20 protein-coding genes are annotated in these 22,668 nt (G+C 56.9%); 5 read left to right on the forward strand and 15 right to left on the reverse strand.

Annotation, left to right across the window (positions count from 1 at the left end; genetic code table 11):
• Positions 1–60 precede the first annotated feature (60 nt).
• Positions 61–1,974, reverse strand: a complete 1,914-nt coding sequence (locus QY76_RS13935; protein WP_045424880.1) for an ABC transporter ATP-binding protein — start codon at positions 1,972–1,974, stop codon at positions 61–63.
• Positions 1,975–1,978: 4 nt separating this feature from the next.
• On the reverse strand, positions 1,979–4,096 hold the full coding sequence (rlmKL, locus tag QY76_RS13940) for a bifunctional 23S rRNA (guanine(2069)-N(7))-methyltransferase RlmK/23S rRNA (guanine(2445)-N(2))-methyltransferase RlmL (RefSeq protein WP_034164382.1): 2,118 nt from the start codon (positions 4,094–4,096) through the stop codon (positions 1,979–1,981).
• Positions 4,097–4,446: 350 nt separating this feature from the next.
• Here rlmKL and QY76_RS13945 point away from each other — a divergent pair, with 350 nt between their 5' ends.
• From QY76_RS13945 to QY76_RS13960, 5 genes are all read left to right on the forward strand, one after another.
• Positions 4,447–5,244 (forward strand): potassium channel family protein, encoded by a 798-nt coding sequence (locus QY76_RS13945; RefSeq protein WP_034164383.1) that lies wholly within the window; start codon positions 4,447–4,449, stop codon positions 5,242–5,244.
• Positions 5,245–5,889: 645 nt separating this feature from the next.
• Positions 5,890–6,189 carry a PapB/FocB family fimbrial expression transcriptional regulator gene (locus tag QY76_RS18195; protein WP_071844183.1) on the forward strand — a complete coding sequence of 100 codons (300 nt, stop codon included), beginning with the start codon at positions 5,890–5,892 and terminating at the stop codon, positions 6,187–6,189.
• A 148-nt stretch (positions 6,190–6,337) separates the two neighbouring features.
• Positions 6,338–7,087, forward strand: a complete 750-nt coding sequence (locus QY76_RS13950; RefSeq protein WP_225865158.1) for a molecular chaperone — start codon at positions 6,338–6,340, stop codon at positions 7,085–7,087.
• Between the two features lie 64 nt (positions 7,088–7,151).
• Positions 7,152–9,608 (forward strand): fimbria/pilus outer membrane usher protein, encoded by a 2,457-nt coding sequence (locus tag QY76_RS13955; RefSeq protein ID WP_045424879.1) that lies wholly within the window; start codon positions 7,152–7,154, stop codon positions 9,606–9,608.
• Between the two features lie 107 nt (positions 9,609–9,715).
• Positions 9,716–10,270, forward strand: coding sequence for a hypothetical protein (locus QY76_RS13960; protein WP_045424989.1), 555 nt, complete (start codon positions 9,716–9,718; stop codon positions 10,268–10,270).
• Positions 10,271–10,457: 187 nt separating this feature from the next.
• Here the strand turns inward: QY76_RS13960 and QY76_RS13965 are convergent, their stop codons facing one another.
• The 13 genes from QY76_RS13965 to QY76_RS14015 all read right to left on the reverse strand — a co-directional run bounded on the left by QY76_RS13965 (position 10,458) and on the right by QY76_RS14015 (position 22,555).
• Positions 10,458–10,784 (reverse strand): YmgD family protein, encoded by a 327-nt coding sequence (locus QY76_RS13965; RefSeq protein WP_034164386.1) that lies wholly within the window; start codon positions 10,782–10,784, stop codon positions 10,458–10,460.
• Positions 10,785–10,801: 17 nt separating this feature from the next.
• Positions 10,802–11,146 carry a glycine zipper family protein gene (locus tag QY76_RS13970; RefSeq protein WP_045424877.1) on the reverse strand — a complete coding sequence of 115 codons (345 nt, stop codon included), beginning with the start codon at positions 11,144–11,146 and terminating at the stop codon, positions 10,802–10,804.
• 234 nt (positions 11,147–11,380) lie between these two features.
• A complete protein-coding gene (locus QY76_RS13975) occupies positions 11,381–11,938 on the reverse strand; it encodes a cell division protein ZapC (protein ID WP_045424875.1) in 558 nt (185 codons plus the stop codon).
• Between the two features lie 172 nt (positions 11,939–12,110).
• The gene (gene pyrD / locus QY76_RS13980; RefSeq protein WP_045424872.1) at positions 12,111–13,121 is read right to left on the reverse strand and encodes a quinone-dependent dihydroorotate dehydrogenase; all 1,011 of its coding nucleotides are present in this window, start codon (positions 13,119–13,121) and stop codon (positions 12,111–12,113) included.
• A 325-nt stretch (positions 13,122–13,446) separates the two neighbouring features.
• The gene (locus QY76_RS13985; protein ID WP_225865157.1) at positions 13,447–13,746 is read right to left on the reverse strand and encodes a two pore domain potassium channel family protein; all 300 of its coding nucleotides are present in this window, start codon (positions 13,744–13,746) and stop codon (positions 13,447–13,449) included.
• Positions 13,747–13,984: 238 nt separating this feature from the next.
• Complete coding sequence (gene dcuC / locus QY76_RS13990; RefSeq protein ID WP_045424869.1) at positions 13,985–15,346, reverse strand: C4-dicarboxylate transporter DcuC; 1,362 nt, start codon at positions 15,344–15,346, stop codon at positions 13,985–13,987.
• A gap of 318 nt (positions 15,347–15,664) precedes the next feature.
• Positions 15,665–16,873 carry a hypothetical protein gene (locus tag QY76_RS19465; RefSeq protein ID WP_235439414.1) on the reverse strand — a complete coding sequence of 403 codons (1,209 nt, stop codon included), beginning with the start codon at positions 16,871–16,873 and terminating at the stop codon, positions 15,665–15,667.
• The gene (locus tag QY76_RS19470) at positions 16,833–17,789 is read right to left on the reverse strand and encodes a sialidase family protein (RefSeq protein ID WP_235439415.1); all 957 of its coding nucleotides are present in this window, start codon (positions 17,787–17,789) and stop codon (positions 16,833–16,835) included. The genes QY76_RS19465 and QY76_RS19470 overlap by 41 nt, the downstream gene beginning before the upstream one ends.
• A 264-nt stretch (positions 17,790–18,053) precedes the next feature.
• Entirely contained in the window at positions 18,054–18,371 is a 318-nt protein-coding gene (locus QY76_RS19105; protein ID WP_174434937.1) for a hypothetical protein, read from the reverse strand.
• A gap of 133 nt (positions 18,372–18,504) precedes the next feature.
• Entirely contained in the window at positions 18,505–19,449 is a 945-nt protein-coding gene (locus tag QY76_RS14000) for a hydroxymethylglutaryl-CoA lyase (protein WP_235439416.1), read from the reverse strand.
• A 14-nt stretch (positions 19,450–19,463) separates the two neighbouring features.
• Positions 19,464–20,408 carry a transketolase family protein gene (locus QY76_RS14005; protein WP_045424866.1) on the reverse strand — a complete coding sequence of 315 codons (945 nt, stop codon included), beginning with the start codon at positions 20,406–20,408 and terminating at the stop codon, positions 19,464–19,466.
• On the reverse strand, positions 20,401–21,249 hold the full coding sequence (locus QY76_RS14010) for a transketolase (RefSeq protein ID WP_045424863.1): 849 nt from the start codon (positions 21,247–21,249) through the stop codon (positions 20,401–20,403). The genes QY76_RS14005 and QY76_RS14010 overlap by 8 nt, the downstream gene beginning before the upstream one ends.
• Positions 21,250–21,277: 28 nt before the next feature.
• The gene (locus tag QY76_RS14015; protein WP_034164394.1) at positions 21,278–22,555 is read right to left on the reverse strand and encodes an SLC13 family permease; all 1,278 of its coding nucleotides are present in this window, start codon (positions 22,553–22,555) and stop codon (positions 21,278–21,280) included.
• Positions 22,556–22,668: the final 113 nt, after the last annotated feature.

Raw genomic sequence — 22,668 nt, forward strand, 5'->3', positions numbered from 1 at the left:
CGATACGCTGCACGCCGGCAGCCATCAGGCTGATGATTATCCCTGCGACTATAGCCTCAATCAGCTGGCATTTTTTTGCGTTTCGAGGGATTCCCAGCGGGCATACGCCTGCTCCAGCGTCTGCTCGCACTCCGCCAGCGCCTGCAGCACCGGCTGGGTCTCGCCGTGCGGCAGAGAGAAAAAGTCCGGTGAGGCGACCTGCGCCTGCAAGGCGGCGAGCTGCTCCTCCTGCGCCTCAATCTGCTGCGGCAGCTGCTCCAGCTCCCTTAACTGATTGTAGCTCAGCTTATTGCTGCTGCGACGCCGCTCCGTTTTCGCCTCCCCCTTCAGCGCCTGCGGTGCGGCGTCCGTCGCCGCCGGCGAGCGCAGCGCCTGCGAGGCGGCCTGCTGCTGATGGGCATCGGCGTAGCCGCCGGTATAGCGGGCAATCACGCCGTCGCCCTCGAAGATCCAGCAGTCGGTCACACAGTTATCGACAAACTGACGATCGTGGCTCACCAGCAGCACAGTTCCTGGGTAGTTGGCGACCAACTCCTCCAGCAGCTCTAGCGTTTCGATATCCAAATCGTTGGTAGGTTCATCAAGCACCAGTAAATTGCTCGGTTTTAGGAACAATCTCGCCAACAACAGTCGGTTACGCTCCCCACCGGAGAGCGCGCGCACCGGCGTCATCGCCCGCTTGGGGTGGAACAGGAAGTCCTGCAGATAACCCAGCACATGCCGAGCGCGCCCGTTGACCATCACCTCCTGCTTACCCTCGGCCAGGTTATCCATCACCGTCTTGTCCGGATCCAGCTCGGCGCGGTGCTGGTCGAAATAGGCGATCTCCAGCTTGGTGCCGCAGCGCACGCTGCCGCTGTCCGGATTAAGCTGACCGAGCATCAGTTTCAGCAGCGTAGTTTTACCGCAGCCGTTGGCCCCGACCAGGGCGATCTTATCGCCGCGCAGCACCTGACCGGAAAAGTCGCGCACCAGCGTCTTATCGCCGCAGCGGTAGCTGACGTTCTCCAGCTCGAAGACGATTTTCCCGGAGCGTAGCGCCTCTTCGGCCTGCATCCTGGCGTTCCCCTGCTGCGCCCGGCGCTGGGCATGCTCCTGACGCATCGACTTCAGCGCACGCACGCGCCCCTCGTTACGGGTACGGCGCGCCTTGATCCCCTGACGGATCCACGCCTCCTCCTGCGCCAGTCGGCGATCGAATTCGGCGTTTTGCAGCTCCTCCACCCGCAGCGCCTCTTCCTTCCCGGTCAGATAGGCGTCATAGTCTCCCGGCCAGGAGACAAGCTTGCCGCGGTCGAAGTCGACGATGCGCGTCGCCATGGCGCGAATAAAGGCGCGGTCATGGGAAATGAAGATAATGCTACCGCCAAACTCCTTAAGGAATCCCTCCAGCCAGGTAATGGTATCGATATCCAGGTGGTTGGTCGGCTCATCCAGCAGCAGGACGTCCGGCTCGCACACCAGCGCACGCGCCAGCGCCGCCTTGCGCAGCCACCCGCCGGAAAGCGCCGAGAGCGGGGTATCGGCCTCCAGCCCCAGCTTGGTCAGCACATCGCGAATGCGGGCATCCATACGCCAGATGCCCTGGTGCTCCAGCCGCTCCTGCAGCTCCGCCAGCTGGCGCAGGTGCTGCTCGCTGGGATCGCGCTCGACCTTACGCAGCAGCTCATGGTAGTCGCGCAGATGCTGCGCCTGTTCGGCCACGCCGCCGGCCACAAAGTCGAATACCGAGCCGGCGACGTCACGCGGCGGATCCTGCTGCAGACGCGACACCACCAAATCCTGCGCATACACGACGCGCCCATCGTCCAGCGCCAGCTCGCGCCCCAGGATCTTCAGCAGGGTCGATTTCCCCGCGCCGTTACGCCCGACCAGACAAACGCGCTCGTTGGGTTCGATGTGCAGCTCAGCATTATCCAGCAGCGGCGCATCGCTAAAAGAGAGCCAGGCACCTGAAAGACTAATCAAAGACATGGAATTACTGCTCCTCGCCGGCGTGGGTCACCAGCCAGCAATTGTGGATCTGGCGGTTACGGGCAAAGTCGGCGGAGCGCGTGCGCTCGGTGATCTCCTGCGCCTGCAGACCCAGCTGCGCCAGTCCGGCCAGATCCATTTTGAAACCGCGTTTGTTGTTGGAGAACATGATGGTACCGCCCGGACGCAGTATCCGGGCCAGATCGCGCATCAGATCCAGGTGATCGCGCTGCACATCAAAGGTCCCCTCCATCCGCTTCGAGTTGGAAAAGGTCGGCGGATCGATGAAGATCAGATCGAACTTATCCTCGCAGTGGTGCAGATAGCTCAGGCAGTCCGCCTGAACCAGGCGGTGCTGACGTCCGGTCAGCCCATTCAGGCGCAGGTTGCGCTCCGCCCACTCCAGATAGGTACGGGACATATCGACCGTGGTGGTCGAACGCGCACCGCCCAGCCCGGCATACACGCTGGCGCTGCCGGTATAGGCGAAGAGGTTAAGGAAATCCTTACCGCGGCTCATCTCGCCCAGCGTCCGGCGCGCAATGCGGTGGTCGATAAACAGTCCGCTGTCCAGATAGTCGGTCAGGTTGACCCAGAAACGGGCGCCGTACTCCTGGACCTCCATGAACTCGCCCTTTTGCGCCAGCTTCTCATATTGGCTTTTACCCTTCTGCCGCTCACGGGTTTTCAGGATCAGATTATTGCCTGAAACCCCCATCACCGACTGGGTCACGCTGACCACGTCGAACAGACGCTGGCGTGCCTTCTGCGCATCGACGCTCTTCGGCGGCGCATACTCCTGGACCACGATCTTTTCCCCGTAGCGATCGACCGCCACGTTATACTCCGGCAGATCGGCATCGTAGACCCGATAGCACGTCAGCCCCTCTTGCCGCGCCCACTTATCAAACTTTTTCAGGTTTTTACGCAGACGGTTAGCATAGTCCTGCGCCACCTCACCGCCGCCGGCCTGCGGGGCCGCGCTCAGGCGATAGTTCTTCTGAACACACTCCAGCGGGCCATTCTTGGCCTTAAACTGGCGCTCGGCGCGCAGCTGCAGACAGCTCAACAGCTCCGGCGAGGCGCTGAACAGCGACAGCTGCCAACCGCCGAACTCCCGCTTCATGATGCGCCCCAGCGTATTGTGCAGCGCAATCAGCGCCGGCTCGCTCTCCAGCCGCTCCCCGTAGGGTGGGTTGCTCAGCACCGTCCCCAGCGGCCCTTCCGGCAGAGGATTGTGCAGCTGAGCCACATCGCCACCGTTAAAGGTGATCAGGGCGGCCACCCCAGCGCGGCGGGCGTTGGCGCGCGCCATCTCCAGCACGCGGCGATCGAGATCGTAGCCAAAGAAACGCGACGTCGTCTGCTCCAGCCCCAAGCGGGCGCGGCGCTGTGCCTCTACCCGCACCTCCTGCCACAGATCGGCGTCGTGACCGAGCCAGCCCATAAAGCCCCAGCGCTCACGCTGCAGCCCCGGCGCCCGATCGGATGCCATCATCGCCGCCTCGATCAGCAGCGTGCCGGATCCGCACATCGGATCGACCATTGGCGTACCTGGCTGCCACCCGGAGCGCAGCACCACGGCGGCCGCCAGCGTCTCTTTCAGCGGCGCCTGGCCGGTCAAATCACGATAGCCGCGCTGATGCAGCCCATCGCCGCTGAGATCCAGCGATACGATCGCCGTTTCCCGCTGCAGATAGACGCTGATACGGATATCGGGATCCTGCTTGGCCACGCTGGGACGCGCGTCGATACTCCGCGTAAAGCGGTCGACAATGGCATCCTTGACCTTAAGGGCGCCATACTGGGTATTGCGGATCTCCTCATTGGTGCCGCTGAAGTGCACGGCAAAGGTCTTATCGATGCCAAACAGCGTCGTCCAATCGATCGCCTGCACGCCCAGATACAGATCCAGATCGCTGTAAACCTTAAACTCGCCCAGCGGCAGCATGATGCGCGACGCCAGACGGCTCCACATCAGACTCTGATAGAGCAAACGCCCATCTCCCCTGAAATGCACGCCACCCTGGACAATCTGGCAGTCATGCGCACCGAGCCCTTCCAGTTCATTTTTCAGTAGTTCTTCGAGACCGCGCGCGGTGCTGGCAAAAAGAGATTTCATGTTTTCACTATCGCTATCAGTCAGTTATGGATGATATCCGCCCAGTTCGACGCAGGAAACACCTGGCGAACGACGCGAAAGTGCGCCGATGGGGAGAATAAACCCGATATTTTCCACTTTTCCCTGCCGCCACGCCATCCCCACAGCGTTTTTTTACGCATTTTCTCCTCCGCACGCCGCCCGCGGCGCCGGCATTGACACCCTCGCCCATCGCTATCCGCGCCGCTGCGCCCCTTCCCCTGCCGGGTACGGCCAGCACCGATGCAGCAGACAAAAATAGCCTGATGGAGTAGGCTAATCCACTTTGGTGAGGCAACGCCTCTCAGGCTTCTAGGCAAGGCTCGACGATTATGCGTAGGTTGAAACACCCCACTCAACACGCCTCATTGAAGATCAGAGCTGAACGGCATCAGTTTTGCTGGCTGTTTATCTCACTGATCGGCGTCTTTTTTATCAATCTGATCCCGAACCTTGGCGATCTGCAGTCCAAATCCCTCATCTGCCTGACGCTGCAGGGGATCGCCGGATTTAACGTGGTTCTGCGCCGCAACCGGGCTTTCGTCACGGTGCCGATCGTACTCAATGTCATCATCTTTCTGTTCTTTCCCGACTCCCTCCCCTTCATCGTGTTAGGGAAGATGCTGTACTTATATTTTTTTACGCTGGTCACGATTGTCGTCGTCCGCAAGGTTATCCGCGCCGCCTCCGCCGACGTCGAAATGGTATTTGCCGCCCTCAGCGGCTTTCTGCTGATCGGCTATATCGGCCTCTTTATCTTTTCCAGCATCGAGGTATTACAACCGGGATCGTTCAAAGGCATTAGCGACAATCCGCAGCAGATGTTTAACGATCTGTTCTATTACTCATTTATCAGCATCCTGACCGTCGGCTATGGCGACATCGTCGCCGTCTCCTGGCCCGCCCGCAACGCTACTATTGTAGTCGTCCTGATGGGCTATATTTATTCGCTGGTCTTTATTGCCAGAATCGTCAGCGACTTCCCGAAGCTGGGGCCGCTGTGCGGCGACGATGAGAGTAAGGGCGAGGAGAAGCACCCTCCCGGCGCCGGCGCTGAACCGCGCAGCGGTGCTGTCGGCGGCGATGACGGCAAGAGGGAGACGATAGCGCCGCCCCGACGCCGACGCTGAACCGCGCATCGCCCCGCACAGCGGCGCTGTCGGCGGTGATGATATCAGGACGGGGAGGATATCCCCGTCCGCCGTCCGGTAAAAAACGGCGCAGCAGAAAGGAGGAGCCGCCGCCATACGGAGGGATGCCGTCACCGTCTCGCCCCCATCGACGCCCTGTAGCGCGCCCACGCCATTCAGCGCCCCGCCAAAGCCATCACCCGATACGCTCCAGACACAATCTATCATGCTGATGAATAATTAATTTATATTAACCAGTCTCATCTTTTATATTTTACAAAACAATGCCGATATCTGATCAATTAAATATTTCCTTTATTCTATCTTTAAGGATATATATGAATGAATTTACTTTAGATTACAATTGCGCGCCACTCGCGCCCTCAGGCGTAAAATGCCCGCCCTACCGACCAATATCCTGCTGGAGTGATTTTTTATATGTTTTTTTATCGAAAATTAGCGAAACATCACACAGTTAAACCATGGTGATGACTGAGAAGGGAACGGCCTCGCCGTCTTCACAAGAAAAATTTTTTGAATATACTACGATTACTTTCACGGGAAATTAAGTTTAATTTGTTTTATATAGAACAAAATAATCAATATCATAAAACAAATATAAATAATGAATGATCGGGGTATCATATGGATAAGAGAATTCCATTACGTTCAGGAATAAGTCATTTTACTGCCGCGACGAGAAAAAAAGGCAGACTATGCTCTGGCGATCTCTCCGAAAATCAATTCTGGCTATTGGTTGAAATATCCCCCATCAGCAGCGAGAAAATTATTGATGCCATGTGGGAGTATTTGATTCTTGGCCACACCAGAAAAGAGATCTGTGAGCGCATTGGCGTCAGTAATGGATATCTTAGCACCAGCCTAGGTCGCCTGTCGTATATTCACCACATTGTTTCTTGTCTTGCCGGCTATTATAAGACATAACAGCACAGCATTTTAATGGCGTTCGCACATTCGCTTACCTATTCCAGGACATGCCGAAAGAGCCCGCTATTGCGTTGTTGGGATAGCGCCGAAGCAGCACATTATATGTTTTTATTAATTTATACCATTGCTGAACTGAGAGAGCTAAATGAATTATGCCATATTGACTAAATACCCTGTATTAGCGGCGCTGGTTTTCCCCCTTGTCGGCAACGCCGTCGCACTTGATACACAAACCAGAAGCTATAGCATCACCCTGGGTGCGTCCCGAATTATTTTTGATGCTGAAAGCGATAGCTATAATCTCCCCATTGAGAATAAGCAGCCCTATCCTATTCTGGTGGAGTCTCGGGTTATGGATGAGAAGTCCGAGAAAAAATCCCCAGACTATATTGTGACACCGCCATTGTTTCGCCTTGACAGCGGGCAAAAGAACACCATCTCGATCATTAGAGTCAACGCCAGCGCTCCTCGCACTATCGAGTCAATGCACTGGATCTGTGTGAAGAGTATTCCGCCGACCGAAGGCAGCGCCTGGAGCGATGATGATAAGAAGCGCAGCAACGGCATTTTAAACGTCAACGTAATGGTGAATAGCTGTATTAAATTAATTACCCGCCCAGCGTCTTTGAATATCAAAGACGCGAGTTATGCGTCAGCCTTGATCTGGGAGCAGAGCAAGGGTGCGCTTACCATTAAAAATCCAACCCCCTACTTTATTAACTTCAGAGAAATAAAAATTAATGGTCAGCCCATAACGCCGCCGATCGCGCTCAAGCCACAGGACGTTTATCGCTTTGCACAGAAAAACATTGCCCATAAAGGGGCAAAAATCACCTGGAGCCTGATTAATGACTACGGCGGCACTACCCGTGACTATCAGACCCTTCTCGACTGAATGATGCTGTGGACGAATATAGATTAGCGCTGAGTTAGCCCATACCGACAAGGAAGCGTCAACAATGAAAACAACGATTAAACCGCTTATCTGGTCAATGATGCTGGCTGGCTTGCCCTACAGTGTGGGTTCCTTTGCTCAGTCAGAAGAGTACTTTTTTGATTCCGCACTGGTGAATGGCCATGACGTCAGTCGTTTCAACGACGGCCAGCAGCTACCGGGCTCCTATTTAGTTTCCGTTGCAGTGAACGATTCCAGAAAGAAAATGGCAAGCTATCAAATCGAGTTCGGCTACGTGGGTAATACCCTAACGCCCTACCTGAAAAAAGAGGATTTAGTTTTATTCAATATTAATCCTGATGCGCTGCAACTGAGCTATCAGCCTGGAGAGAAGTACATCGACTTCAGTCAGGGCGATCTCCAGTTTAGCTTCGCTTTCTACGGCATGAGTCTGGTGCTGTATGCGCCGGCCAAAGCTATAATGAATAAACCCAGCGAACTGGCGCATGAGTCGCAATGGGACGACGGCATCACTGCATTCATTTTAAACTATGATGCCAAAGCCTGGCATCGTGAAGTTAAGTTTAACGCCCCGTCCAGCCAATCCTATTCACTCTCACTGGCGCCGGGCCTTAACCTGGGCAGCTGGCGTTTACGCAACTCGGGTATATGGCAGCGAGGCTACAATGGTGAGAGTACCTACCAGAACGCCTATGCCTACGCGGAAAGCGATATCCGATCGTTAAAAAGCAAGCTGTTGATTGGTGAAAGCAGCACCGGCTCTGATATTTTTAACAGCATTCCCTTCAGAGGTATCAAGCTGGCGACCTCTGACAGTATGATCCCCTTCTATGAAAGAACGTTTGTCCCGGCCGTAAGGGGCATTGCCAGCAGCGTCGCCCAGGTAGAGGTGCGCCAGAATAATTACCTTATCTACAGCACCGAAGTCCCTGCCGGTGCCTTTGAGCTCACGGATATTCCCGCGCTACAGGGCGAGGATATGGCGGTCACGGTCACCGAAAGTAACGGCACCGTCCAGCATTTTACGGTTCCCTATAACACGCCGGCCATTTCGCTCAAGGCCGGTAGGGTAAAGTATGAGGTAACCCTGGGGAAGTACCGTCCTTATTCAGATACAGCAAACGACGATTTTTTTGGTAACGCCACGCTGATTTATGGCTTCAATGATTTTCTTACCGGGTATACGGGTCTCCAGGCCAGTAATAAATATTGGTCTGGGGCGCTGGGAATGGGGTTTAATCTGTCTCGTTTTGGCGCGCTCTCCGTCGATGGGGTGTATTCACGCAGCGGCTATCATAATAATGAAATCGGCAGCGCCCTGCGCATCCGATACAGCAAGCTTATCAACGAAACCAATACTTCGTTTAATCTGGCTAGCTATCAGTACGCCTCGGCAGGCTACAGCTCATTCACCGACGCCATGACGCCCCGGCGCGCACGCTATCCATCCCCATGGCGAAAGAAACACGACAGCAGCGTCAGCCTGAAGCAAGATCTGTCCCGCTTTGGCTCGCTGGATTTATCCTTCCGTGCCACCGGCTACTGGGATAAAAAATCTGAGTCCTATGCCAACCTAAACTACAGCACCTCCCTTTTGGGACGCGCCAGCCTATCGCTGGGCTGGAACCGGGTTCTCAATGCCGACTATCGCCATCAGGAGGATATATTCTCCGCCGCCATCTACGTCTCTCTGGGAAATCTCATCGGCGCCGGCACGAACTCCAGCCTGAGATACCAGATCCTCTCCGAAAGGGATCGCAGTATCAGTAACTCCCTCACCCTGAATGGCATAGCCTATGACAATCGACTGTCATGGAATATCAGCCAGGGGATTAACAACAAAAACGGTGACAACAACAGAACCTCGCTCAGCGCGGCGTTAATCCATCCCTTTGGCGCCATTAATGGCATGTATAACTATAGCCCAACGGTGACCCAATTTGGCGGCGGGATTAACGGCAGCATGGTCTTGCACCGCGGCGGGCTCACGCTGGGGCAGCGGATCCACGGTGCAGCGGCGCTCCTGGATGTGGACAATGCCGCCGACATTGCGGTAACCAACCGTAACGGGGTGAAAACCGACGATAACGGTTTTGCCCTTGTGACCGCGCTCAACACCTATCGAAAAAATGACATTTATATCCAGCAGGCTGATTTAAACAGCCAGACGGAGATTAAACAGACGGTCTCCTCGGTGATCCCCACCGATAACGCGCTGGTATTGGCCAGCTATAAGACCGTCAACGGTAAAAAAGCGCTATTCCACATCACCGGCAGCGATGGCAAACCGATTCCCTTTGGCGCGCTGGTCGCGACAGAGCATCAGCATAGCGCAGGCATCGTAGGTGACGCTGGCGACGTATTCTTAAGCGGGTTATCGGACAGCGGCGTACTCCATATTCGCTGGGGAAACCATGACGGACAGCAGTGCCGTCTTCCCTATACCCTGAAAGAGAAGAATCCCATCGGGTTATATATATCGGCGCTCGCCTGCTTATAGTTTTTATTTTTTAGTTTTACTCGGTTTTATTCCTGGACTGAGTAATGGGTAAATAGTTGGACAGGGATCAATTCACTATCAAGTTTACTATAGAAATGAGGTTTACGATGAATATGAAGAAAACAGTAATCTCTGCGTTTGTTGCCGTTTCCTGCCTGGCTGCCAGCGGCGCTGCAATGGCCCGCTACAGCACGTTCGGCGACAATAATCCCTATGTCACATCCTATATGGAAACGACGCTGACCACCAACGTGATCGATAGCAGCACGACTCAAATTGTTGTCACCCCCTCGCCCCTCACCGTCACCAGGGCTGATGCCTCTCAGAGAGGAACAATGCTGGCCACCCTCTCAGTCAACGCCTCGGATATCATTAACGGTGAGTCGGGCAACTCAGATGTGCGGATCGACATTCACGACGACTACTATGATGAGACTACCCAACACTGGCTTTTTAAAAATGAGAGCGGTAATACCATCAGCGTAGTACCCCTTGGGGATAGTAATGTTTGGTTCCGCAACGCTGGGCGGAATATTGCGGCATCGACTACGGGCGTAACTGAACTCAATGGTAACGTCAGTTTCGTTACGGCACAGGAGGATAGTAATATCTCCCCAGGCAGTTACTCTATGCCGGTGGTTGCCACGATCAACGCCTGGTAATAGATATATCCCTCTATTACCTCGCACTCACCAGCCCCCTTTTCGGGGGCTTTTTATCGCTGCAGCGCATAGGCCATGGATAAACTAACACCGCCTTCCGCGGTCACCGGACAGCAAAAAGCCAGGGACTGGCCCTGGCTTTAGAAACAAGAGGAAATGAGGTCGCGTCGTTGCGGCCTACGCCTGCTTATTTAGCAATAGCGCGCATGGCGTTATCGATCGCCGTGATCAGCAGCATCTGCGGATCGGCGGTGCACGCCTGATTCAGCTTGTCGACAACGGCTTTATCCGTACCGGCGGTCTTGGTAATTTTCAGGCCGCGGCTTTCAACGCTGGCGTTGCCCATAATAGCAACGATTTCCGCGACGCCCGCGCTATCGGTCTTCGCCATTTCACCGGCATCGGCGCAGGTCATATACACTTCCGCCGGCAGGCCCGATTTAATGTCGTAAGACTGCGCCCATACGGCCGGCGCCGCAGCCAGCGCAGAAACCAAGAATAATACCTTTTTCACATTCAATTCCTTCTGTTTTATTGGATCCGGCCGATGATCGCGCCGCCGGCACCGCCGACGACCGCGCCCTTGATAGCCCCTTCGATACCGTTACCGGACAGAACGCCGGCGACAGCGCCGACGGTCGCACCAATGGTAGCGCCTTTACGGGCCTTCTTGCCTTTACGGCCTTTTTCACTGATCGCCCCGACGCCGGCACCCAGCGCCGCACCTTTCAGTACGCCGTTGACGCCATTACCGGACAGCAGTCCAGCCGTCGCCCCCAGCAGCACACCCTTGGTAGTGCGGCTCGGACCGGCCAGCGACGCCGTTGAAAAAGCCAGCAGCGACACGGTTGTCACTGCGATCAGCGTATTTCTCACCGCCGACGGGAATCTCCCTGACGCGTCAAACATATCAACCTCCCTTGATGATCGTGACGTTTGGCATGCAGCGCATCATAACATGAAGAAAAATGGGATTGCCCGCCTATTACCGGATATTCGTCCAAATAAAACACAAAACAGCACAGAATAGAGCAATTTTAAGATTATTACCTAAACATCGTCACGGCGCGCGGCATGCGCGCCGTGCATCGGAGATGAGGGGTAATAGATTTACCCCGCGCAGGCCAGCGCGGTATCGTCAGACGGCGTCTCCTGATGCGCGCACAGCGGCAGCAAGCGGTCATGCATCACCTTGATGGCCTCTCCCAGCATCAGCGTCTTACCGGACAGCATCAGCGAAGGCTGTGCCAGCAGGCACAGGCTGGCGCTGGTGCCCGGCGCAATCACCAGCAGGCGCCCCCAGGCGGGCGTATCGAGCAGCTGCACGCCGACCAGCTCTCCCGGATCGGGCACATAGCGGCCGGGCTGCGGCGCAAAGTACCAGCTTTTAGGCATCATCGGCTTCAGGAAGCGCTGTGCGACCAGGGCATTGAGCACCAGCTCGGCACGCTGCGCCGTATCCAGCCCGCTCGCCTGACAGCGCTCGGCGAAGTGATAGTAGCTCGCGGCATCATCGACACAGAAGGTACTGACATCAAAGGCATCCGGCGTCAGCATTTTAGAGGGAAAGCGGGAGCGAAAGACCATGCCATTCGCCAGATCCAACATCAGACGATCGTGCTGCCGGTCAAAGAACCAGCGCCAGCGATCCCCGGGCTTTATATTCATGCATTGACCCCCACGCCATAAAATCCATGGCAACATAACGGTACTGCCAAGCAATGTCACGCAACGCTACGCGCTTAACTCAGCATTTGAATAAATAAGCAGCGCACTGATGAAAATATAGACTAGCCCGAGACGAAAATAAAGTCCCGGGCTAAATAGGCAGGATTAAAAATTAGATATGATTAAGGATTTCTTTAACCAGGCCCGGTCCTTTAAAGATAAACCCGGAATAAATCTGGACTAAGGATGCCCCCGCCTGCATCTTTTCGCGGGCAGCAATCACTGAATCAATGCCGCCGACGCCAATAATCGGCAGTCGTCCCTGCAGCTCAGCCGCCAGCTGGCGAATAATCTCAGTGCTTTTCAACTGCAGCGGGCGACCGCTCAGGCCACCGCTCTGGGCGCAATGATTAAGCCCATTGACCAGTGAACGATCCAGCGTGGTATTGGTGGCGATCACCCCATCAATTTGATGACGCACCAGGCTATCGGCAATCTGCACCAGTTCTTCATGGCTAAGATCCGGCGCAATTTTTACGGCAACCGGAACATACTTAGCATGCTTTTGCTGCAGTTCGGCCTGCTTGGTTTTAATCGCAGCCAGTAAATCATCCAGCGCTTCACCATATTGCAGCGTACGCAGCCCCGGCGTATTGGGTGAGGAGATATTCACGGCAATATAGCCAGCGTAGGAATACACCTTATCCATGCAAATCAGGTAATCGTCTTTACCTTGCTCTACCGCTGTGTCCTTATTTTTGCCGATATTAATCCCGAGAATGCCGCCGAAGTGAGATTTTTTGACATTCTCAACCAGGTTATCCACGCCCAGATTGTTAAAGCCCATGCGGTTAATTAACCCCTCCGCCTCAACAATGCGGAATAGACGCGGCTTTTCATTACCCGGCTGGGGACGCGGCGTGACCGTACCCACTTCGATCGATCCGAATCCCATGGCGCCCAGCGCATCAATGCACTCACCATCCTTGTCCAACCCTGCGGCCAGACCGAGCGGATTTTTAAATGACAATCCCATGCAGCTGACCGGTTTGCTCGGTACCGACTGGCGGATCAGTCCGATGAGCGGCGTGCCGCTGATGCGGTGCAGCTGCTTGAACGTAAACTCGTGAGCGCGTTCTGGATCGAGTTGAAAGAGGGCCTTCCTGATAAAAGGGTAGAACATGAGATCTCCTGATTCCCGTTGCCAAACGGGGCGCTATTATCAGGGAAGTCGACATCAATTGGAATTGATTAAAAACAAAAAGAGCCCTATAAAAGCAAACGTTTTACTTCGTCCCGTCAGCGACGATGCTTCCCCGCCAACTGATTAGCTATCATATTGTTTATAAATAACATTATAAAGGTCACGCCGGAGAGGGCGTAAAACGCCACGGGACCGCGGCGGCCCGACGTCCCGCGGCGTCTTTTCCCAGCGCACGTACGCGCGCTGGCCACGCCCCCGCGCCAGCGTAAAACGGCCCGGCGACGCGCCGCCTGGTAGCCCAGGGTTAATCCTGCCGCCCATCATCCAGATGGAACTGATGCAGGATACGGTGGGCCAGCGGCGCCAATATCAGCCCCAGCGTCGTCATAAAAACCAGGCTGGTGAACATGCCATAACAGGCAAAGAAGACCTTCCCTGTCAGGGTCTGCGGCACAATATACGGACCGATGCCGTTGGCAATAAAGGCGCTGTTGAGCGTCGCGTCATGCCAGGCGATGGTATCATCGAACAGGAGATGCCCCGCCACACCGATCGCCAGGGTAAGAATAATCAACAGCAGCGCGCCGGCAAAATGCAGTAGCATCCGCTTAATAAAGGCCCTTGATGAGATTACTGGCATATTGCGAGACTCGTACATGTTCACTCCCCCGCTGAATCCGCTGACGCAGAAAATAAAGCCCCCGCACGACACCGCTCGCCGGGACGGCGGCGGAAACGCCAGCCAATGACGCTCCGCTGACTCCAGCTTAGGCGACTTTATTGCATTGGCCCATACGACGCGGGCCTCCCGCCGCTATTCCGCACGTTTTGCCCCGCTTCGGCTACAGCCTCAGCAGACTCAGCGCCAGATTGACGGCGGCGGCCACGACCATGGGGATCGCGGTACGCTTCACCACCTGCAGCGGTGAAACGTTCGCAATAGCGGCAATGGCAACGATGGCAGCGGTGATCGGCGATACGGTGCGGCCAAAGCTGGTCATGATCTGCATTTGCAGCATCAGGGTGATGACCTCGATATTCAGCGAACCGGCAATATCCGGCGCAATCCCCGCCAGCGGGAAAAACGCCGCATTACCGGAGCCCATCAGAAACGCCGCCAGCGCCAGCATCAGACTCATGATCACCACCATGGTGCCCACGCCAAAGCCTGCATGATGCATGCCGTCGGTCAGGGCATCGATCGCACCAATTTTGATCAGCCCATTGGCAAAGACCTCACCGCAGATAATCAGCGAGACGACCAGAACAAAGGCCTTTCCCATGCCTTCGATAAAGATCATCAGACTGCTCAGCACCCGTTTGGGCTGCCGCAGACGAACCAGCTCAAACAGCATGGCGGTCAGAATGCTGATCAGCATCGCCGCCACGATAGAAATGCGAACCGTCGAAGCAAACAGCGGGCTAAAGGCCATGATCAACGCCAGAGGCAATACCGGTAGCAGGGCATAGCAGAGCGGTGGCCGCGACGGCGCCGATGCCGTCTCTGCTGCACGACCCTCCGGCGGCGGCGCTGCCGCTTCGCGCCGATCCCACCAGCGCTGCACCACATAGTGGCTCAGGGCCACGGCGGCAATAATCGGCAGGGTAACGGGCAGCTGATGATGCACAAAATAGATAACCGGATCCATCCCCGATAGCTCCGCCGCCAAAATTACCGGCCCGCTGGGGCCATGATCGATAAACTGGGCGCAGCCGATCACCCCCAGCGCCGATAGTTTGCTGACTCCGCAGCGAATAAAAATAGGGTACAGCGTGACCATGAGCAGCAGCGCCAGACCGGAGTGACTGGGAATAAACAGCACCAAAACCTGTGAAAGAAGGAAACCCAGCACCAGCAGCAGATAGGGGGAGCGAATGCGCCTAAGCGGTCGCTCAAAAATGGCGAACAGCGCATGGCTGGCCCCCACGTGCTCCATATAGCGGGCAAAGCCCGAAATCGTCATGATGGTCAGCCCAATCCCGGCCAGCCGGTTACTCATTACGCCGCTAATCAGGTAAAAGATATCAAAATAGCGCCAGTTAGCGCTTTGTTCGGCCGCCATCAGCGGCGTATCCCGCAGCAGCGCGGTGAAAAACAGCAGGGCAACGCCCCCCAACAGCAAAACAGCCTGGGGTACAGCCCCTTTCAACAGGCCGTATATCACGAGAATGACGACGAGGACGGCAATAAATAGTGTCAGCATGACGCGTTTCTCCTTAATGACCGGTAGACGTGGTGGAAACAGGCGTCGTAGCAATAAAGGAGAGAAGGATGAACAGACTATCCCGGCGGCGTCCGGCGGCGTCCGGCGGCGTCAATGAAAATCACGTTAATAGTGTTAAGCAATGCTAAAACGTTATTAATCAATGCGGGGGAAAAGAGCCCATGCCAGCGACGGACACAGGCCACACGGGGACAGCGACTCGCGATGGCCGCGTTGCCGGAGCTACGCGACACCGCCCCACGCGCGGGCGAGTCCCTCTATCGCGCTGTCCCGCGCGTTCCCCCGCCGATCCTTCCCTTAAAAGGTGTAGGTGAAGCTGCCTGTAACCAGCCCGTCACCCTCGGTATTGAGCGACGCCCCCGCGGCGATAACGGCCTGCGGATGCAGGCTCAGGGCGGCCTCCAGATAGCCGGTCGCCCAGCCATGCGGATAGTGCTTTACCGGCGCAGGCATCAGACGCCGAGCATCGAGCACCTGATAGGCTTCGGCCCACTTTGCCGTGTCCATCAGCTCATACTGGTAACTGACTTTGGCCGTCAGCGTCAGCTCGTTCGATTGCATAATATGAAGCCGCTTGGCAAGCAGCCCATCGACCAGGAGCTGGTTCGAGGCGTGATCGGCGGAGTCCACGCCCGCATTATTCCAGCCGTTGCCCCCTCTCTCCTGAAAGGCGCTGTGGCTGAAGAACGTAGAGTGGGTCCCCGACGCGATGCCGGCGTGAAAACTGTCGGAAAGGTAAACGTCTTTGACCAGCATATTTTTTAGCGCCACGCTATAGGTGTTAAAATCAGCCTTACGCCCTAACCCCTCCCGCCGATTGCGTAAGAATCGGTTTTCGCCATACACCGTATTGATCATCAGGTGGTAGGCTAAGACGCCAAAGTCATGTTGATATGAATAGCCAGCCAGCACCGACTTCACCTTATTAGAAGCATCAGTATCGTATTGAATATCGCTATATTGATATCCGACAAAGATATTATCAGCGGAGAAGAAAACATCATCTTTGGCCAACGTCAACGACACATCGCTATTGGTATACTGGACAGTACCGAGCACATGCTGACTATTCTCGGTGGTTCTTGAGAAAAATACCCCCAGTTTTCCCCAATCACCGGCATACACAAATTCGGCGTCTGACGCCTCTTGGCTGCCATAGCCCCCCTTAATATAGGACGACGCCGCCCTGAGCTTGCTGGCGATATCGAATAAGCCGCTGCTGCGATTTAAGATCGTGGCGCTGATATTGGCATAGTCTCTGGCGGCGATGTCATAGCGCTGAAGATAGATATCCCCCTCGCCCTCAAACAGGATATACAGATTATCTTCATCCTTGGTCATTGAGGTATAGCCATAGCTGGGGGCGTCATACACCTGAATGGTGCGGCCGGTATTGGTGGTAATATAAATACCATCGCGGTTGGCCCTCTCCGTCGCCGTGCTGTAGCCAACCAGATAGACGCTGTCATCCAGATGAGAGTGAGCTCGTCTCGGCTTTGGCGACATTCTCCGGCAGGAATGGCTCCTCCACCCGCTCCCAGTGCAGGCCGTTGTCCTTCGTCCGATGGACGATACGCGATAATTTCTCCCGCGATGTCTCGGATTTACTGGCCAAATAGATATGACCATCGTGATGGAATACGCTGCTCTCGGAGGTGATGTCGGGGAGATCGTCCCCGCTTCCCGGCGCCCTCACAATTTTATCATCGGGATGCAGCCAGGCCGAATCCCACGTTGCGCCATTGTCTGATGAATAGATATAGCCTGAGGTTACCGTCGCCCCGTTCCCCACCAGACTTTTGTCCCTATTGTGGTGCCATGCCTGTGCGGCGAGATAGAGTGTGCCGTCGTGATACATCCCGGAGCCCGGGCCCTGCAGTATATATTTGTAACCCTTCGGCGCCAGATCGTACAGGCTGGTGCCCCGATCCCAGGTTTCGCCACCATCGTCAGAGGTAAACATAAAGAAGTCTGACGATTCACTGAGCGGTTTGCTTGTGATAAAGCGATCGTTGTAAAAGCCGAACAGAAACGTTCTTCCCGAGTCAGGGTTGTACACGATGGCCGGATCGGAGATTTGTCGCTTAGCGTTAATATCTGGGGCGATATCGTGAATCTCGCCCCAGGTATCCCCGCGATCGTAGGATATTCTATAGCCAAAGTGCACATCCTGATTCTGACCGATATCGCTGGTACCGACCGCCCGCGCATCGCTGACGGCGATAATCGCCCCGTCCGACATGGCGGTAATCGCTGGTATCCGCCAACCATTATTTGCCGTCCGGTCATGCTCGGCAAAAATCAACATCGGCGCATGCCAGCCATCATGCGGCGCGCCACTCTCCATCACGCTCACCGCGCGTATGCCGGGCGAGAGGCTTAACAGGCAGCCCGCCGTTAATAGTAATAAGTTATTATTCATAGTGCGCACCCATGTCAATAAACGGTTTCAATATTAAAAAGGCGTCTGAGATAGCGACATACCCTTATCCGCCCGCGCAATATCATGGAATGAATATGCATATAGCGGATCCGATTTAATAGACTGGGGTAATCTACCATTATAATTATGGTTCTATAGTTAGCCTGTTTTAAATCTGTATAGTTGAATACCTTTTTAAGCAGATAATTTATTTGATATGGACAGCTTATCCATACTCTGCCCGATATTAGCGGAACTGCAGAATTACGCGCCCTGCGCTGGGGGAATTAAACGCCGGAAACGACGCTCACGCCGCGACGTCATTCGGAGCGCCCGCCGTGGGTGAGGCCGGCATCGGATAAGCGCCCGCGGGGAGCGGGCGGAAAGAGCCAGTGCGGGGGCGCCGTCCCGATCGCGCAGAAAGGCGGATTCTGGACGGGCTAGCTTCGCTACAGCCCCCGCCTGCCGGAAGGCATCGATAGCGGGATGCTGCGGCAGGATAACAACGCTGTGCCCACCCAGCGCCTGCGGCATACGGTACAGATCTGCGCTTAGCGTGATCGGGTTACCTACGCCGGACACCAGGCTGCCCTCCTGACAACGAAAGGCACCATAGGGATAGATAGACCCATCGCGGCGCCCGCTGCGGCCCGTACGGGCCCCTCCACCGGATAGATCTGATTGATAATCTCCATTCCGGCGGCCACGGGGCCCGCTAAGGTGTGTTCCATCTGATCACGCCTTGGGCTCTAGGGGGTAAAGTCCTTCTGGCGGGCGCTGATGTGTAAATGGTGGCCGCTGTAGCGGCCCTCGACATGCTGATGCAGATGCTTCGCCGTGGCCAGCAGACGGGCAAAATCGATCCCGGTCGCCATCCCCTGCGCGTGCAGCAGGTAAACCAGATCCTCCGTGGCCGTATTGCCGGAGGCGCCCGGCGCAAAGGGGCAGCCGCCCAATCCCCCAGCGACGTCTGGATGGCATCGACCGGCCAGGTCGCTGCCAGATAGCTGTTGATGATGCCCATGTTGCGCGTGTCGTGAATGTGGATATTGAGCCTCACCGCCGGAAAGGCCGCGCGCACCGCGTTCAGGGTCGACAGCACCTGCCCGGGGTAGGCCACGCCGATGGTGTCGCACAGCGTAAACTCATCGATCCCCTCGGCCGCCAGCGCCGCGATCAGCGCCAGCAGCGGCGGCGTGGCCATCCGCCCCTCATAGGGGCAGCCGAAGACGGTCGCGATATCCTGCACGATACGCAGGTCGGGAAAGTGCTGACGAATGCGGGCGATCTCATCCAGCGACTGGCGGTGCGTCTTATTCACGTTTTTCAGGTTATGGGTCTCGCTGAGCGAGATCACCGGGGTGATCTCGCGGTAGCCGCACGCCTGCGCCAGCCGGGCGCCATGAAAATTGGGCACCAGCGCGGAAAACTGGCAATCGGGATAGCGTGAAATGCAGTGGCGACTGACGATCTCGGCATCACGCATCTGGGCGATGGCCGCCTGGCTAACGAACGAAGTGAGCTGCATACGCTGCACCCCCGCGCTGATGATCCCCTCGATAATTTCGATTTTCAGCGCCGTAGGAATAAAGTCGCGGACGTTCTGGAACCCGTCACGCGGCCCGATCTCCACAATATTTACGCGGGTCTGCTCTGTCATTATTCCCCCCTCCCTTATTGACCGCGCTTCAGCGCCAGCGCCCGCAGGGCGGCGGCGACGATATGCTCGGCGTCCAGCCCATAGCGGGCCATCAGCGCCTCCGGCTCACCGCTCTCGCCAAAGCAGTCGTCCACCCCCACCCGGATCACCGGGCAGGGACAACGCTGCGCCAGCGCCTCACACACCGCGCTGCCCATGCCGCCGTTTTTCTGGTGCTCCTCTGCGGTGACCACCGCCCGCGTCGCCTGCGCCGCGGCGCAGACGAACTCGACATCCAGCGGTTTCACCGTATGCAGATCCACCACCATCGCCGAAATCCGCTGGGCCGCCAGCGCCTGGGCCGCCAGCATCGCCTGGTACACCAGCGCTCCGTTGGCAAAAATCACCAGATCCGTGCCATCGCTGATCAGACGCGCCTTGCCCAGCGTAAAGGGGGTCTCCGCCCCGGTGATCAGCGGCGTCGCCTCGCGTCCGAAGCGGATATAGGCGGGGCCGGGATGTTCCGCCAGCGCCAGCGTGGCCTTTTCGGTCTCCAGCGCGTCGCAGGGCACAACCACGGTCATATTGGGCAGCGTGCGCATCAGGGCCACATCCTCCAGCGCCTGATGGGTCGCGCCGTCCGGGCCGACCGAGATCCCGGCGTGGGCACCGGCCAGCTTGACGTTCAGATCGCCGTAGCACACCGTCGTGCGGATCTGATCGAAGGCGCGCCCGCTGAGAAACACCGCGTAGGTGGCGGCGAAGGGCAGCATGCCGCTCAGCGCCAGCCCTGCCGCCGTCCCCACCATGTCCTGTTCGGAGATCCCCATATTGATAAAGCGCTCGGGATAGCGCGCCGCCAGCCAGCTGCTGCGCGTGGACTTCGCCACGTCGGCATCCAGCGCCACCAGCCTGTCGTCGTGCTCTGCCAGATACAGCAGGGCGTTACCATAGCCGTCACGCGGCGGAACCTTATTCATCGCGGCCTCCCGGATCCCGTTCCTGATATGCCTGGATCTCATCCAGGGCCTGGGCCAGCTGCGCCGCATCCGGCGCCTGACCGTGCCAATTGGCCTGGTGCTCCATAAAGGAAACCCCCTTGCCCTTGACCGTTTCGGCGATGATGACGCTAGGGCGTGCCGGCGCCAGCGCCGCGCCGCGCAGGGCCTGCAGCAGCGCGCTCAGGCTATGCCCCTCAACGCACAGGACGTTCCAGCCAAAGGCGCGCCACTTATCCGCCACCGGCTCGACCCCCTTCACCTCTGCCGTGGCACCATCCAGCTGCACATGGTTGTTATCCACAATGGCGCAGACGTTGCCCAGGCCGTAGTGGGCCGCGGTCAGCGCCGCCTCCCACACCTGCCCCTCCTGCAGCTCACCGTCGCCCAGCAGGCAGTACACGCGCTGCTTAATCCCCTGCCTGCGCAGCCCCATGGCGATGCCGTTGGCGATCGACAGCCCCTGCCCCAGCGAACCGCTGGAGCAGTCCAATCCCGGCACCGCGCTGGCGTGCGGGTGTCCCTGCAGAATGCTGTCCAGACGGCGCAGCGTGTCCAGGTGGCCTGGGTCAAAGAAGCCGCGCCGGCACAGCGCGCTGTACAGCACCGGAGCACAGTGCCCCTTGGAGAGAATAAAGCGGTCCCGCGCCGCATCGTCCGGTCTGGCCGGATCGACGCGCATCACGCCGCCGAAGTAGAGCGCAGTGACGATCTCCACGGCAGAAAGCGATCCGCCTGGGTGGCCGGAGCCGGCCTGGTGGATCATCCGCACAATGTCTGCACGGATCTGCCGGGTTATACGCCGCATTGCGGTGATATCCATACGATTGACTCCCGTTGCTTGAAATTGCTTAAAACAGGCCAAACACCCCCAGCCAGGCCAGCAGGCTGAGGAAAACCACACAGAAGAAAGACCAGAGGAACAGGGTGACAAACAGCCGCGCCTGCGGCGTTTTGTTGTGTGCCGAGTCGCTCTCATTGGCCGACATGATCAGGGCACCGACGGTCGATACCGGGCTAAACCCCGCCGTTGAGGAGATAATGCCGATCACGCTGACCAGCTCGATAGCCGAAATGGCGCCACCGCTGCTGCCGATCAACGAGGCGACCGTCGGCAGCAGGGTGGGCAGCACCACGCCAATGGTGGAGGAGAACCAGCTCATGATGCCGGTCACCGCACCGGTCACGGTGATCAGGGTGGCGGGGGTAGAGATCTGATTGATGGTGCCGATGATAATATCGATACCGCCGGACTTACTGACCAGGTTCATCAGCATGCCGACGCCGCCGACCATGATCAGGGTCGGCCAGGGAATACAGGCGATGGCGGATTTTTCGCTTTCCACCCGCGCCAGTAGCAGCAGCACCGTCATCAGAAACGACGCCAGCCCTACGTTCATGTTGAACAGCACTACGCACAGCACCATCAGCACAATCGAGAGCAGCACCACTTTCTGCTGGGGGCTCAGCGGATTTATCGGAGAGGCGCTGTCGATCTCTACGCCGCCGGCGGCGATCCCGCCGCGCAGGGCACGCACCCGGTGACCGCCGTAGGCAAAGAAGAAAATCAGCGCCAGCAGCACCGCGCCGATGCCGGTGTTCAACATCATCTGTGCCAGATTGATCTCGATACCGGACTGGGACATCAGCTGGGTCACCAGCACCCCTTCTGGGGTGATCATCGAGAAGCGCCCGCTATAGGTGGCGACGTCACCGATCAGCATCAGCATGATGCTGTTATAGCCGGTGCGGTGCGACAGCGGCACGGCGATCACCGCCACAAAGGCCAGCGCCGGGACACAGCCCGGCCCGATGGCCGACAGCACATAGCCCATCACAAACATCGCCACTGGCACCAGATAAATACGCCCGCCGATGCGCCGTACAATGTTCTGCATCACCACTTCCAGCGCACCGCTGTTTTGCACGACGCTAAAAAACAGGGTGACGCCTAACAGGGTAATAAAGAGAGAGGTACTGAAGCCGCTCATTAACTCGCGCTCGCTGAACTGATTGCTTCCATAGCCCAGGATCACCACCATGGCGATCGCCAGCAGACCAACGTTCACTTTGCGCCAGAATCCCAGCGCAATAATGGTAAAGAGGGAAAGCAGAGAGAGTAGAGCCATAGGTGTTACCTCCGGCGGTCTCCGTAATCGGGCCATAATGCAGCGCGCCACAAATTCAGCGTGCGGCAGGCCCGCCGCAGAAAAGCGGTTAATACAGAGAGAACAGGTTAATT

It is taken from the genome of Edwardsiella sp. EA181011, assembly GCF_000800725.1.
Taxonomy (GTDB): domain Bacteria; phylum Pseudomonadota; class Gammaproteobacteria; order Enterobacterales; family Enterobacteriaceae; genus Edwardsiella; species Edwardsiella anguillarum.